Consider the following 14,022-nt stretch of genomic DNA (forward strand, 5'->3'; position numbering starts at 1 on the left):
CGTTACTTCGGGGGCATAGCTTTTGTTATGGAGATGGAAATGCAGAGCATTTCCCCCTGACAGGACTCGGCCCATTTCAACCCGAGCCACTCCCATAAAGTTTGAAAGAGGAAAAACGTGAAGGTTCTTCGTTACGGCCAGGCCGCTGCAGTGCTCTCCATCGCCGCGCTGGCGCTGACGGCCTGCGGTTCCGACAGCCCGACGGCCGGCGCCGCGGGCCAGCCCACCGGGGCAGGCGCCTCGAGCGGAGTCAGCGGGACGCTGACCGGCATCGGTGCCTCCTCGCAGAAATCGGCCATGGAAGCCTGGACGGCCGGCTTCGAGTCGGTCCACCCGGGCACCACGATCCAGTACTCTCCGGACGGCTCCGGAGCCGGCCGCAAGGCCTTCCTGGCCGGCGGCGCGCAGTTTGCCGGTTCCGACGCGTACCTCAGCGACGAGGAGCTGGAGGCCTCGAAGCAGGTCTGCGGCCCGGACGGGGCCTTCGACATCCCGGCCTACGTCTCCCCGATTGCGGTGGCGTTCAACCTGGGCGATGTCAAGGAACTGAACCTCGACGCACCGACCATCGCCAAGATCTTCAAGCTGGAGATCACCAACTGGAACGACCCGGCGATCGCCGACCAGAACCCGGGCATCACGTTGCCGGACCAGGCCATCACCGTGGTGCACCGCAACGACGAGTCGGGCACCACCGAGAACTTCGTCGACTACCTGCACACCGCGGCCAAGGACGTGTGGAGCTACGACGTCTCCGGCACCTGGCCCTCGGACCTGCAATCGGAAAACGCCAAGGGCACCTCCGGCGTCGTGGCCACCACCTCCTCCACCCTGGGTGCCATCACCTACGCCGACCACTCGGCCGTCGGCGCCCTGGGCGTAGCGAACGTGAAGGTCGGCTCCGAGTACACGAAGATCACCTCCGAGGCGGCTGCCAAGGCCGTCGAGGCGGCCACCCCGGTGACCGGCCGCGGCCCGCTGGACATGTCCCTGGACCTGAAGCGCGATTCGACCGAATCCGGAACCTACCCGATCATCTTGGTGTCGTACCACGTGTACTGCGCCTCCTATAAGGACCAGGCGACGGTCGACCTGGTGAAATCGTTCGGCGAGTACGTGGTCAGCGCCGCCGGCCAGGCAGAGGCGGCCAAATCGGCCGGCAACGCCCCGCTCTCGCAGAAGCTGACCGAGGCGGCCACCAAATCCATCGAGTCGATCAAGGTCGGCTCCTAACCAACCACCGGCCGGGCACCGGATCCCTCGCAGGGGCTCCGGTGCCCGGCACGCCCGTTCCCCTCCATGCCACGCGCGCGCCGACCCGATCCCCGTACGGCGCACGCACCCAGACCAAAGGGTCACCATGACAACCAGTGCGCTCACACGACAAGGATCCAAGGGAAAAAACGGAGACAAGATCTTCTCCGGCACCGCGCTCGCCGCGGGCGTCCTGATCCTCGTGACGCTTTTCGCCGTCGCTGCGTTCCTGTTCATCCAGGCGCTGCCGACGTTCCGGGCCGATCCGGCCCAACTCTCCGGCGGTGAGGGGTTCCTCCCCTACATCTTCCCCATCGTCATCGGCACCGTCATCGCGGCCGGCATAGCCCTGCTGCTCGCCACCCCGGTGGGCATCGCCGTGGCGCTGTTCATCTCGCATTTCGCCCCGCGCCGCTTCGCCTCCGCACTGGGCTACCTGATCGACCTGCTCGCCGCCATCCCGTCGGTCATCTACGGCGCCTGGGGCTACCTGGTGCTGGCCCCGGCCCTGGTGCCGGGATACGACTGGCTGGCAGCGCACCTGGGCTTCATTCCGATCTTCGCAGGCCCGGCCTCGCAGACCGGCAAGACCATGCTGACCGCCGGCATCGTGCTGGCCGTCATGGTGCTGCCGATCATCACCTCACTGAGCCGGGAGATCTTCCTGCAGACGCCTAAGCTGCATGAGGAGGCCTCGCTGGCCCTCGGCGCGACCCGCTGGGAAATGATCCGGATGTCGGTGCTGCCCTTCGCCCGCGCAGGTATCATCTCCGCGGTGATGCTCGGCCTGGGCCGCGCGCTGGGCGAGACGATGGCAGTGGCGCTGGTGCTCTCCACCGGCAACCTGATCCCGTCGCTCATCAAATCCGGGAACCAGACCATCGCCGCCGAGATAGCACTGAACTTCCCGGAGGCCTACGGGCTGCGCCTCTCCGAGCTGATAGCCGCCGGCCTGGTGCTCTTCCTGATCACCCTGATCGTGAACATGATCGCCCGCTGGATCATTTCCAGGCACAAGGAATTCTCGGGAGCCAACGCATGAGCAACCTGACCGCGGTCGGCAAGGACAAGAACCACGGCAACGACCAACTCCCCGCAAAGGGCGCCCGCCGGCGCAATACGCTCTCCCGCGGCCGGATGCCGCGCTGGGCCGTCCCGGCCACGGCCGCCGGTTCGCTGGTGCTCGGCGCCGCGGGCTCAACACTGGGCGGCTTCTCCGCCGCCACGCTGGCGATCTACACCGCCGTGATCTTCGTGGTGGCCGCGACCCTGGCCACCCGCTTTGTCGAGGGTGCGCGCAAGGCCGCCAATGCGCTGGCCACCTACCTGGTCTACGGCGCATTCATCCTTGCCCTGATCCCGCTGGCATCGGTCATCTACACGGTGCTGGAAAAGGGCCTGCCGGGCATGAGCATGCACTTCCTGTTCAACTCGATGAACGGGATCACTGGCGCGGTCGACAACGCGTCGGTTCAAAACGGTACGCCGGTGCTCGGCGGTGCCTACCACGCGGTGCTCGGCACCCTGCTGATTACGCTGTGGGCCACCGTCATCTCGGTGCCCGTGGGCATGCTGACGGCCGTCTACCTGGTCGAATATGGCAAGGACGGGCCGCTGGCCAAGGCCATCACGTTCTTCGTGGACGTCATGACAGGCATCCCCTCGATCGTCGCCGGCCTGTTCGCCGCCGCGCTCTTCGGGGTCCTGTTCGGGCCCAGCACCCGCATGGGCATCGTCGCGGCGGTTGCGCTGAGCGTGCTGATGATCCCCACGGTGGTCCGCTCCACCGAGGAAATGCTCAAGATCGTGCCGAACGAGCTTCGCGAGGCCGCCTACGCCCTGGGCGTGCGCAAATGGCGCACCATCACCAAGGTGGTCATCCCCACGGCGATCTCCGGGATCGCCTCCGGCGTCACTCTGGCGATCGCCCGGGTCATCGGCGAGACGGCCCCGATCCTGGTGACCGCAGGACTGGCCAGCAACATCAACGCGAACGTGTTCGCGAACTGGATGGCCTCGCTGCCGACCTTCATCTACTATCAGATCCTCACCCCGACCTCCCCGACGAACACCGACCCCTCGGTGCAGCGTGCGTGGGCTGCGGCGCTGCTGCTGATCATCATGGTGATGGTGCTGAACCTCGGCGCACGCCTGATCGCCAGCCTGTTCGCCCCCAAGAAGGGCCGTTGAGCCTCGAGCTCCGGACCCGCTCCCAGCTACTTCCCAAGGAACCAGAAACCATGTCAAAGCGCATCGACGTCAAAGACCTCAACGTCTACTACTCCAGCTTCCTCGCGGTCGAGGACATATCCATCAACATCGAAGCCAAGTCGGTCACCGCGTTCATCGGCCCCTCGGGTTGCGGCAAGTCCACCTTCCTGCGCACGCTGAACCGCATGCACGAGGTCATCCCCGGCGGACGCGTCGAGGGCGAGGTCCTGCTCGACGGGGACAACCTCTACGAGGCCGGGGTCGACCCGGTGAACGTGCGCAGCCAGATCGGCATGGTCTTCCAGCGCCCGAACCCGTTCCCGACGATGTCGATCAAGGACAACGTGCTGGCCGGGGTGAAGCTGAACAACAGACGGATCCCGCGCTCGGACGCCGAGGAGCTGGTGGAGAAGTCGCTGCGCGGCGCCAACCTCTGGAACGAGGTCAAGGACCGCCTGGACAAGCCCGGGTCCGGGCTCTCCGGCGGGCAGCAGCAGCGCCTGTGCATCGCGAGAACCATCGCCGTGAAGCCCGATGTGATCCTCATGGACGAGCCCTGCTCGGCGTTGGACCCGATCTCCACGCTGGCCATCGAGGACCTGATCAACGAGCTGAAGAGCGACTACACGGTGGTCATCGTGACTCACAACATGCAGCAGGCCGCCCGCGTCTCGGACAAGACGGCGTTTTTCAACATCGCCGGCACCGGCAAGCCGGGCAAGCTCATCGAATATGCGGAGACGGCGACGATCTTCTCCAACCCGTCGGTCAAGGCCACCGAGGACTACGTCTCGGGCCGCTTCGGATAATGCTGCACTAGTTTTCGCCCCCTCGCGTCCGCGCGGGGGAGGCGGTCCCGGAGGGGGATCTCCGGGGATCCTGGAGGGGATCATGGCGGCGGGGCCGACACCATCATGGTGTCGGCCCCGCCGTCCTTAAGCGCTCGGCGGCGGCACTGCACGCTACCGTTCTCGGCACACTATTGCGCAGAACATCGCGGTGTGCGGTGTGGAGCAGGGAGAGCAGGTGGACATCGCTCAATTGCTCATGGACGTGCTGGACGTGGCGGTACTGGCCGCGGGCGGTGACGCGCCTGTTTACGGCACGCTGCGCCGGCTCCATGCGCCCGGTGTGCTGTCCGCCTACGTGGTGCCCTGGGACGGCGGACCGAATCGCAAGTGCTACGCCATCAATCCCGAGAGCCGAGCCATGCTTGATGTCCAGTGGGGGATCCGGAACGGCTTCGCCCAGGCCTTTTGCGAACTCATCAACCAAGACTCCGCAGCCGCAGCCGCAGCCGCAGCCGGCCCCGAGCCGGGTGCCTCTGCTCGTACACCGCGAAGCAGTGACTCAGGCCAGGTTCAGCAGCGGGTAGAAGGCAAGGTAGAACACCCCGGCGAGCAGTGCGCAGACGGCCGGGGCGGCGATCCAGTGCGTGATGACCCGGTAGACGTGGCCCCACATCACCGATTCGAACCGCTGGTTCGCGCCGGCTCCCACGATGGCGCTGGTTGCCGCCTGCGTCGTCGAAAGTGGCAGGTGCAGCGCCTGGGCGCCGACGAACAGCAAGGTGGCCGAAACGCCCTGGGCGATCATGCCGCGCAACGGATCGATGCTGACCATGCGGTATGCGATGGTGTGGGAGATCCTCCAGCCTCCGAACAGGACGCCGACAGCCAGGAACAGGGCACCGGTGAGCTGCGCGCCAAAGGGGATGGAGCCGGGTTCGGTCAGGTGGCCGGCCACGAGGACCAGGGTCAGCATCGCCCCGGTGCGCTGTCCGTCCTGCAGCCCGTGGCCCAGCGACACGGCGCAGGATGCCACCGCCTGACCGGCCCGGGAGAACCCGTTGACATCGGAGGCGCTGGAATAGCGCACCAGCCAGGTCGCCGGGGCGACCATGAAGAAGGAGACTCCGAAGGCCACCAGCGGCGTCACCAACAGTGGCAGCAGCACCCCGCCGAGCAGCATCTGGAAGGCCTGGTGCACACCGTCGCCGCCGAGCAGTGCACTGGCTCCGCTTGCCCCGGCCAAGCCGGAGATCAACGCGTGGGTGGAGGAGACCGGAACTCCGCGCCACCAGCACAGCAGGCCCCAGCCTCCGGCGGCGAGCAAGGCCGCCAGCAGCAGGGTGAGTCCCGGGGCCCCCTCCGGGACGGTGAGTTCGACGGCCGAGATCAGGTACACGCCCAGCGTGGTGCTGAGCATGGTTCCGGCAAAGGCGAATAGGGAGGCGGTCAGCACGGCGATCGTCGGGGTCAGCGCCCGGGTCCGGACCGCGGCCGCCACCGAGTTCGACGCATCCCTGAACCCGTTGAGGAATGCGAAAGCGCAGGTGACGGCAAAGACAAGGATGGTCAGCAGGACTTCGGCGCCCATGCCCCGCTCAGGATTCCTTCACCAGGACGCGGCCCAGATGGTCGGCGACGGCGCGCAGCGACTGCACCGAGGCCAGGAACTGCTCGGCCACCGAACGGTGCTTGATGATGGTGGAGGTCTTATGCAATTCGCCGAGCTCCCCGATCCAGGCGCGGTGCGTGCGGTGGGCGCGTTTGGAAATGCGCACCAGTTCCAGCCAGTTGTCCTCCAAGTCATCGAGCCGCTGCAGCTGGGACAGTGCTTCGGCCGTGAGCTCCGCCTGGCGGCCAATCAGTTCAAGCTGTTCGGCGGCGCGCGGCGACAGCGGGGCTGAACCGGTGTGGCCGATCAGGTCCCCGGCGCCGTTGAGCTGTTCCACCGCCTCGTGCAGCAGGCGGGAGAAGGTGTAGATGTCCTCGCGCGGGAGCGGGTTCACGTAGCTGGTGCGCAGGTGGGTGAGCACCGCGTAGTGCAGGTCGGTGGCGCGAACCTCGGCCTCGGCCAGATCCTCGATCAGCGGAGGGCGGTCGTTTGCCGTGGCGCCGAGCATCTGCGCGAGCAGGTGAACCGCCGCCTGGACCTCGGCTGCCAGCTCGCGCAGCAGCTCGAGGCCGCGCGTTTCCGAGGGGAAGAAACTGAATTTCACGCAAATACCGCCGGTGGAGGGTGGAGAGGGATGGATCAGGTCGGAACCCAGTCTAGCGAGCCGAGGTTAACTGGCATCGGGCGGGTCCGAAGACCCGCCCGAAGCCGAAAACGATGGTGCCGAACCGGGAGCGCCTCTCGGCGGAAGGCCGCTCGAAGCGGCTGAAAGTTGGAGCCCGGGGCTGCCGCAATCCGGCACCACCTACAGTTTTTCGCGCTTGGGTGTCCGCTGTCAACACGAGGTGCGTGTCGCCGGATGAAACCCGTCAGATGGAGTGATGGAGGCACGGGTCCGTTTGTTACCCGGCATGGCGCCATGTTTCCCAGCGTGGCCTGTGGTGACTCAGGGTGAAGGGGCGTTGGCGGGTGCTGGTGGCCAGTTGGAAGCATTGGTGCATCAACCAGTTGGCCTTTTCGGAAGGACATAGCCGTGTCTCCATCATCCAAGAGCCTGCGCGCCATCGGTGCGCTCGCCTCGGCAGCAACCCTGCTCCTGCTTACCGCCTGCTCTCCGGGTGCCCAGGCCAACCCGGGAGCCGTCGCCGATTACGGAACACCGGTCTCCGGCGGGACCCTGACCTACCTGGAATACCAGGCGCCCACCTGCCTCTACCTGCCGGCGGCTTCTACCCCAACAGCGGCGTGCTGAACCAGATCACCGACAAGCTCACGTACCAGAACCCGAAAACGCTGAAAATCGAACCGTGGATCGCCTCCTCGTGGAAGGTCAACAAGGAAGCGAGCAAGTACGTGTTCACGCTGCGCGAGGGCGTCACCTTCTCCGACGGGACACCACTGGACGCGGCCGCAGTGGCGAAGAACTTCGACGCCTACGGGTTGGGCAGCGAGAAGCTGAAGCTCACCGTCGCCGAGGCCATCAACAACTACCAGGCCTCCAAGGTCATCGACAAGAACACCGTCGAATTCACCTTCTCCAAGCCATCGCCCGGGTTCCTGCAGGCCACCTCCGTGATCGGCTCCGGCCTGGTCTCGCCCAAGACCCTGGTGCTGCCTTACGAGGAGCAATGCCAGCTGAAGAACCTCGTCGGCTCGGGCCCGTTCACCGTCGCCAACCAGGTCATCGACAAGGAAATCGACCTCAAGGCCCGCGAGGACTACGCCTGGGGCCCGGCCTCCGCCGCCCACACCGGACGCGCCTACCTCGATGGCATCAAGATCATCGTCACCCCGGAGGATTCGGTGCGCATCGGCTCGCTGACCAGCGGGCAGGCGGACGCGGTGCGCTACGTGCAGGCATTCGACGAGAACGCCGTCGAAGCGGCCAGCTACCAGCTCTACGCCCCGGCCACCCGCGGGGTGAACAACTCGCTCTCGCTGCACCCGGACAACCCGCTGCTGACGGACATCGACGTCCGCCGCGCGCTGCTGCACGGAGTGGACACCCAAGAGCTGGTGGACACCGTCTTCAGCGCCAACTATCCCCAAGCCACGGCGGTGCTTTCCTCCCAGGCGCTGGGCTACCAGGACCAGAGCGCCAAGCTGGCCTACGACCCGGAGCTCTCCAACAAGCTGCTCGACGGGGCCGGATGGGTAACGGGAGCCGATGGCATCCGCACCAAGGACGCTAAGGCGCTGGCGCTGGACGTATACGTCTCGAACGCGCAGCCGCAGTCCAAGGAAACCCTGGAGCTGATCTCGCAGCAGCTGGGAAGGATCGGCGCGAAGTTGAACATCAAGCCGCAGGATGCCGGTAGCTACGCCACCGATATCAAGGACGCGGACAAGACGGCGATCTTCCACTCGATGGTGGGCCGGGCTGACCAGGACGTGATCAAGAGCCAACACCACACGAAGAACCGCAACACGCTGGTCTCCAGCGACAAGAAGCTCGACGGGCTGCTCGAGGCCATCGCCTCCGAACCGGATGCGGCCAAGCGCAACGCGGCGGTCGCCACGGCACGGGACTACCTGATCGATAACGCCTACGTCATACCGCTCTTCGAGGAGCCGCAGGTCTTCGGTACGGCCGACTACGTGCGCGGGTTCGGCTTCGAGGCTGTGGGCCGCCCGAGCTTCTATGACACCTGGCTGCTGGCCCGGGACCCGGAGATCCTGCGCACCCGCACGCTGAGGGACAAGGACATCATCCACAACACGCGTGAGGGCATGCCGCGTGCCGAGCGTGAATTGGCGGCCACCGCCACGTCGCGCTCCAACGGGTGCATCTTCTGCGCCTCGGTGCACTCGCGCTTCGCCTCGCACCAGGCCAAGGCCCCGGCGCATGTGCAGCGGCTGTTGGACGCCGGAACGGATGCCGACCAGGGACCGCGCTGGCGCGCGATCATCGACGCCTCCGTCGCGTTGACGGCCACGCCGAGCCGGCTCGATGCCGGGCATGTCGACGCACTGCGCGAAGCGGGGCTGGATGAGCTGGAAATCAGCGACGTGGTGCACGGTGCCGCGTTCTTCAACTGGGCCAACCGGCTGATGCTCTCCCTGGGGGAGCCGACCCCGCCCGCGGCGGGTTAGCGGAAGGCTAGTCGAGTTCGCTGCGGCGCCATGCGCCAGCGGCGAACTCCAGGTCCTCGGCCGTCTTGATCAGGTTCGCCGCATTGCGGGTCATTTTCGCCGCGCGGTTTTCGTGGGCCAGTGCCGCCGCATCGGCGTGCTCGGCCTGGCCCAAGGCCACCACGCGGCAGTAGGCGGCTGTACGGTTCAGGGCCACGTCGAATTCGCCGTCGAAGGCACCGGAGAGGATTGAATCGGCCATGTCGAGCAGCTCCGCGGCGCCCGGAGGCTCGGCGGCGCCGGCCACCACGCGTTCAACCTGGGCGCGTACCTGGCCGGCGGCAAACCAGACGGCCATGGCCTCGGCATTGGCGACGGTGGCGGCACGGATTGCGTAGAGCCTCCACAGGGCGCCCGGCAGCGAGTGCGCCGGGCTCTTGGCCCACAGCTCGGCGAGGGCCTCGAGGCCTTCCTCATCGGCCAACTTCACCAGCCGCGCCGTGACCCGCGGATCGTCCGATTCCCGGCCGCTGCGCACCAGCGCCTGGGCCGAGAGGTGTGCGGCTTCCGCAATGCGCGCAGGATCGGCGCCTCCCTGGAAAGGATCGAAATCAAGGGGGGCGAAGGGCTTGGGCTTGTGGTGCCGCCTTGGTGCGGAGGACGCGGAACCGGTGGAAAGATGGCCGTTCATGGCCTCGACGATACTCTGATTGGCCGGCTCATGCCGGGTCGGCGGGCAGCACGGACGAGCGTGAGGCGATCCGTGTGGTCAGCAGCGCGGTGATGGTTCCTCCGAATGCAAGCCCGGCCAGGACGATGAGTTGGAACTGTGCCGCCTCAAGCGCGGTGGCACCGCCGAACAGTGCCCCGACGAAGGCCCCGGGCAATGTCACCAGGCCGGTGGACTTGGTCTGGTCAAGGTTCGGAATCAACGCCTCGCGCACGGCCTCGCGCCGCGGAAGATCCACTGCTTCCCAGGGGTGGGCTCCGAGCGAAAGCCAGGCCTCTACCTCGTCGCGGCGGGCCCGCACCCCGGCCAGGTAGTGCCGGGAGGAGAGGGTGGCAACGGTCATGCAGCCGCCGATGACTATCCCTGCCACGGCGATCACCGATTGCGGGATAAGCCCGACCAAGCCGGTACCGAGGATCACCGTGATCGCCGTCCCGGCTCCGACGATCGTTCCGGCCACCGTGGCGAGCCTGCCGCGCGGTAGTTCGCGGGCTCGTCGGGCCGTGGTCAGCGAGGCCGTGGAGAACATCAACACCACAAACAGCACTGCCGTCCAGGGCGCAGTGGCGACGCCGCCCAGCAGCAAGGAGACGGCTCCGAGCTGGACCGCGGCACGAAGCAGCGCGACCAGCGGGAGCCAGCCCATCCCTATGGAGGAGCTGCGCAGCAGCACCGAGGCGGCGATGATCATCGCCGAAACGACTATCGCAAACCTGATCCATTCGAGCATAGGCACGAATCTAGCAATGAAGTGTGCAAAATCAGCACCCGGAATCGGTTAGCATGGTTGTTGGCAATCTAATTGCTCGGGCCTTTAGCTCAGCTGGTAGAGCACTGGACTTTTAATCCATTGGTCACGGGTTCGATCCCCGTAGGGCCCACAGTGCGATCCCCGTCCTCCTTGTGAGGGCGGGGATTTCCTGTTTGCCGGACCGCGTGGGCTGCTTGATGGGAGGCGGTGGAGGAGCCGGCTTCGGTGTCCGTGTTGCGTGCGACACGTCGTTCGACCTATCGTTGTATAGTCAGGCGTTTCTTCGCCGTCGCTCTAAAAATGGGCGAACCCGGGCACTCCACCCGCAGACGAATATGGCCACAACTTTGTTCGCTACACCGGAGCTATCTCATGTCTTCAGTTTCATCCGCGGTTTCCCGCGCCCTTTTAAACAACAACGTCACCGAAATCTTCGGCGTCATGGGCAACGGAAACGCCCACTTCCTTGATGCCGTCGTCCGTGACGGGCTGAACTTCACCGCGGTGCGCCATGAGGGCGCCTCCGTCGCCGCGGCCGACGCCTACTTCCGGATCACCGGCAAGCTGGCCGTCGCCACCACGACCTATGGTGCCGGCTTCACCAATGCCATCACCGGACTGGCCGAATCCGTCATGGCGCAGATTCCCACGTTGCTGGTCGTCGGCGAGGCCCCTTCCACCGGCATGCGCCCTTGGGACATCGACCAGAGCGCTATCAATGCCGCGCTCGGCGCCACCACGTTCGTGCTCGACGCCGAACGGCCGGCCGCCATCACCGGCGAGGCCATGGCCTACGCGCTGCGCGAGCGCACGGCCGTGGTGCTGGCCATTCCGTACGACATCGCGGCGGCCGAGGCGCCCGAGGAGCCGGCGGTCGTGCTGGCCGATCTCCAGACCTCCACCCAGCACCCCGCTCCGGCGCCCGAGCTGCTGACCCAGTACGCGAATGCACTGTCCGCCGCTCGGCGTCCGGTCATCCTCTATGGCCGCGGCGCCCGCCTCTCCGGCGCGGCCGAGGCCATTACGCTGCTGGCCGACAAGCTCGGTGCGTTGAGCGCCAGCACGGTGCTGGCCCCCAACCTGCTCGGTTCGCGAGCGGGAGACCTGGGCATTGCTGGGGGTTTCTCCACCGAAGAGACGGCCGAATTGATTGCCCAGGCGGATGTCGTACTCGTGGTCGGCGCGCGGTTGAACCAGTTCACGATGCGCTTCGGTGACTTGATTGCCTCAGGTGCTCAGGTGCTGCAGGTCGACATCGCCGAAACTGCAACCCATGCCCGGGTCGACGCCTTCCTGCGGGGGGACGCAGCCGGTGCCTTGATCGCGCTGGAGGCATTGGTTTCCGAACGCCCCGAGGCGCAGAAGTGGTCCAGTGCCGCGGCCGATCGCCTGGTCCGGATCAAGGACCGCGACAACGGCTCCGGCCAGGCGCCCGACGGGCTGCTGGACCCGCGCTCCGTCGCTTCCGCGCTGAACACGATCCTGCCCAAGGACCGGATCGTGGTCCAGGACGGCGGGCACTTCATCGGCTGGGGCCCGATGTACTGGGACGTTACCGGGCCGCACGCGCTGACGCTGGTCGGCACCGCCTATCAGACCATCGGCCTGGGCCTTGCCTCGGCCGTGGGCGCCGGCGCTGCGGCGGGGGACTCGACGGTGGTGCTGGCCACCGGCGACGGCGGCCTGCTGATGGGTCTGGCCGACATGGAATCAGTCATCCGCTCCGTGAAGAGCGGCGTCATCGTGGTCTACAACGACGCCGCCTACGGCGCCGAGGTGCACCAGTATGGATCCATCGGCCTGCACGAGGGCCCGATGCTGATCCCCGAGGTCGATTTCGCCGCCATCGCGCGCGGCTTGGGGGCCCGGGCCACCAAGGTCCTCACCCTGGATGACCTCGCAGAGTTGAGCGAATGGGTCGCCGCCGGAGCCCAGGGCGTCTTCGTCGTCGACTGCCGGATCTCCCCGGACGTCCGAGCTCCCTACATGGAGGAAGTGCTGGAGGCCAACCGCAAGGCCAGCCTCGCCCGCTAGTCGCGGCGGTGCGGGGAACCGGCTGTGAGGTCCCGTCCGGACGATGCCCGTTTGGGGGCGCCCGGATGGTGCCTGCCGCCGGTTTTCCGTTTTAACACCGGGGTTGGAAGCGCCGACCCCAGTGTTTTCTTCTTTCGAATGACGAAAGACGGACCGGGAAACTGCGAAGCACGTGCTTCCGTCCGCTGCGCGGGAAAATGACAAAAGCGGTGTTGACAAGCCTGTTGTCCGAGGCGGATTGGGCCTAGGCTGGCCAAGTGCGTGTGATTATCCGTGCGGTCCTTACCGCCTCAGTAGCCGCCATTCTGGCGGGCTCCTCCATCGCGCCCGCCTCCGCCTTCACCCGACTCACCGAGGGGCAGTCGCACCTGCGCACGGATATGACATCGACATCGAACCCCGCTGGAACCCCGGCTTTTGCCGCCGCATCGAAACTGCGCATCGCCACGTTCAACACCTCGCTGAACCGTGAATACGCCGGGGCTCTGGCGAGCGACCTGTCGACCCCCCAGAACGCCCAGGGGCGTGCGGTGGCGGAAATCGTCCAGCGCTCGGCGCCGGACATCCTGCTGGTCAACGAATTCGACTACGACGCCAAGGGTGAGTCGGCGGGCTACTTCAGGACCAACTACCTGGCCGTCGGACAGAACGGGCAGGACGGAATCGACTACCCCTACGTCTATGCTGCGCCGTCAAACACCGGGGTGCCCAGCGGGGCGGATCTCGACCGGGACGGAACAGTCGGCGGACCGGCAGACGCGCTGGGCTATGGGGACTTCGAGGGCCAGTACGGCATGGTCCTGTACTCCCGCTATCCGATCCTGACCGGGCAGGTCCGCACGCTGCAGAACTTCCTCTGGGCAGACATGCCTGATTCGCGGCTCCCCACAGATTTCTACAGCCCGCTCAAACGCAAGGTCCTGCGCCTGCCGAGCAAGTCGCAATGGGACGTCCCGGTGCAGGTCGGTGACGCAGTCATCCACGTAATAGCCGCCCACCCGACGCCACCGGTGTTCGACGGTCCGGAAAAGCGGAACCAGCGCCGCAACCACGACGAGATCCGGCTGATCAACGACTACGTCACCGGCGGCAAGGCCGCCAAATACATCTACGACGACGCCGGCAAGCGCGGCGGGCTGGCCAAGGGCGAGAAGTTCGTGGTCCTCGGAGACCTGAACTCCGATCCGGCCCGGGGCGACTCCGATCCGGTGGCGATCACCTCGCTTCTGGGCAACAAGCTGCTGCGCGACGTGAAGCCCGCATCGCCGTCGGTTACCGGGGATCCCATACCGGGCCAACCGGTCACCGAAAACGTGAACACCGCGGACTTCGGCCGCGGGGCCTTGGGCATGCTGCGCGTCGACTACGTCCTGCCCTCCAGGAACCTGCTCCCGGAGGCGGCTGGTGTCTTCTGGCCCGGCCCCGGCAGCCCCGGAAACCTGCTCGTCAGCGGTTGGCCGTCTGCCAGCAGCGACCACAGGCTGGTCTGGGTGGACGTGAAGGCGCCGTAAGGAAGCGGCCTGGAAAACAGTGGCGGTCCACCGGGAATCCGGTGGACCGCCACTGGCGT

12 protein-coding genes and 1 tRNA gene are annotated in these 14,022 nt (G+C 66.5%); 9 read left to right on the forward strand and 4 right to left on the reverse strand.

The window, feature by feature from the left end; translation table 11 throughout:
• Positions 1-117: 117 nt before the first annotated feature.
• From pstS to pstB, 4 genes are all read left to right on the forward strand, one after another.
• Positions 118-1,233, forward strand: a complete 1,116-nt coding sequence (gene pstS / locus E9229_RS05975; protein ID WP_183510357.1) for a phosphate ABC transporter substrate-binding protein PstS — start codon at positions 118-120, stop codon at positions 1,231-1,233.
• 127 nt (positions 1,234-1,360) lie between these two features.
• Positions 1,361-2,296 carry a phosphate ABC transporter permease subunit PstC gene (gene pstC, locus E9229_RS05980; protein ID WP_183510358.1) on the forward strand — a complete coding sequence of 312 codons (936 nt, stop codon included), beginning with the start codon at positions 1,361-1,363 and terminating at the stop codon, positions 2,294-2,296.
• A 95-nt stretch (positions 2,297-2,391) separates the two neighbouring features.
• Positions 2,392-3,444, forward strand: coding sequence for a phosphate ABC transporter permease PstA (gene pstA, locus E9229_RS05985; RefSeq protein WP_246380594.1), 1,053 nt, complete (start codon positions 2,392-2,394; stop codon positions 3,442-3,444).
• A gap of 50 nt (positions 3,445-3,494) precedes the next feature.
• Entirely contained in the window at positions 3,495-4,274 is a 780-nt protein-coding gene (pstB, locus tag E9229_RS05990) for a phosphate ABC transporter ATP-binding protein PstB (RefSeq protein WP_183510360.1), read from the forward strand.
• A gap of 541 nt (positions 4,275-4,815) precedes the next feature.
• Here the strand turns inward: pstB and E9229_RS05995 are convergent.
• Positions 4,816-5,844 carry an inorganic phosphate transporter gene (locus E9229_RS05995; RefSeq protein WP_183510361.1) on the reverse strand — a complete coding sequence of 343 codons (1,029 nt, stop codon included), beginning with the start codon at positions 5,842-5,844 and terminating at the stop codon, positions 4,816-4,818.
• 7 nt (positions 5,845-5,851) lie between these two features.
• A complete protein-coding gene (locus tag E9229_RS06000; protein ID WP_183510362.1) occupies positions 5,852-6,469 on the reverse strand; it encodes a DUF47 domain-containing protein in 618 nt (205 codons plus the stop codon).
• 429 nt (positions 6,470-6,898) lie between these two features.
• On the opposite strand from E9229_RS06000, the gene E9229_RS18975 reads away from it, so the two are divergent.
• Both E9229_RS18975 and E9229_RS06005 read left to right on the forward strand, forming a co-directional pair.
• Positions 6,899-7,117, forward strand: coding sequence for a hypothetical protein (locus E9229_RS18975; protein ID WP_221184387.1), 219 nt, complete (start codon positions 6,899-6,901; stop codon positions 7,115-7,117).
• Positions 7,111-8,958, forward strand: a complete 1,848-nt coding sequence (locus E9229_RS06005; RefSeq protein ID WP_221184388.1) for a TIGR04028 family ABC transporter substrate-binding protein — start codon at positions 7,111-7,113, stop codon at positions 8,956-8,958. Before E9229_RS18975 ends, E9229_RS06005 begins: the two co-directional genes overlap by 7 nt.
• A gap of 7 nt (positions 8,959-8,965) precedes the next feature.
• Here E9229_RS06005 and E9229_RS06010 read toward each other — a convergent pair whose 3' ends face one another.
• Both E9229_RS06010 and E9229_RS06015 read right to left on the reverse strand, forming a co-directional pair.
• Positions 8,966-9,628, reverse strand: a complete 663-nt coding sequence (locus E9229_RS06010) for a hypothetical protein (RefSeq protein ID WP_183510363.1) — start codon at positions 9,626-9,628, stop codon at positions 8,966-8,968.
• Between the two features lie 28 nt (positions 9,629-9,656).
• The gene (locus E9229_RS06015) at positions 9,657-10,397 is read right to left on the reverse strand and encodes an ABC transporter permease (RefSeq protein WP_183511905.1); all 741 of its coding nucleotides are present in this window, start codon (positions 10,395-10,397) and stop codon (positions 9,657-9,659) included.
• 78 nt (positions 10,398-10,475) lie between these two features.
• Here E9229_RS06015 and E9229_RS06020 point away from each other — a divergent pair.
• From E9229_RS06020 to E9229_RS06030, 3 genes are all read left to right on the forward strand, one after another.
• A tRNA-Lys gene (locus tag E9229_RS06020) sits at positions 10,476-10,548 on the forward strand.
• A gap of 242 nt (positions 10,549-10,790) precedes the next feature.
• On the forward strand, positions 10,791-12,452 hold the full coding sequence (locus tag E9229_RS06025) for a thiamine pyrophosphate-binding protein (RefSeq protein ID WP_183510364.1): 1,662 nt from the start codon (positions 10,791-10,793) through the stop codon (positions 12,450-12,452).
• Positions 12,453-12,709: 257 nt separating this feature from the next.
• Positions 12,710-13,963, forward strand: coding sequence for an endonuclease/exonuclease/phosphatase family protein (locus tag E9229_RS06030; RefSeq protein ID WP_312855612.1), 1,254 nt, complete (start codon positions 12,710-12,712; stop codon positions 13,961-13,963).
• Positions 13,964-14,022 lie beyond the last annotated feature (59 nt).

The organism is Paeniglutamicibacter cryotolerans (assembly GCF_014190875.1).
Taxonomy (GTDB): domain Bacteria; phylum Actinomycetota; class Actinomycetes; order Actinomycetales; family Micrococcaceae; genus Paeniglutamicibacter; species Paeniglutamicibacter cryotolerans.

What these genes read in the sequence shown, in the direction of transcription:
- pstB (WP_183510360.1), top strand. Translation starts at nt 3,495, where the DNA reads ATGTCAAAGCGCATCGACGTCAAAGACCTCAACGTCTACTACTCCAGC.
- pstC (WP_183510358.1), top strand. Translation starts at nt 1,361, where the DNA reads ATGACAACCAGTGCGCTCACACGACAAGGATCCAAGGGAAAAAACGGA.
- E9229_RS06010 (WP_183510363.1), bottom strand. Translation starts at nt 9,628, where the DNA reads ATGAACGGCCATCTTTCCACCGGTTCCGCGTCCTCCGCACCAAGGCGG.
- pstA (WP_246380594.1), top strand. Translation starts at nt 2,392, where the DNA reads ATGCCGCGCTGGGCCGTCCCGGCCACGGCCGCCGGTTCGCTGGTGCTC.
- E9229_RS06025 (WP_183510364.1), top strand. Translation starts at nt 10,791, where the DNA reads ATGTCTTCAGTTTCATCCGCGGTTTCCCGCGCCCTTTTAAACAACAAC.
- E9229_RS05995 (WP_183510361.1), bottom strand. Translation starts at nt 5,844, where the DNA reads ATGGGCGCCGAAGTCCTGCTGACCATCCTTGTCTTTGCCGTCACCTGC.
- E9229_RS06015 (WP_183511905.1), bottom strand. Translation starts at nt 10,397, where the DNA reads ATGCTCGAATGGATCAGGTTTGCGATAGTCGTTTCGGCGATGATCATC.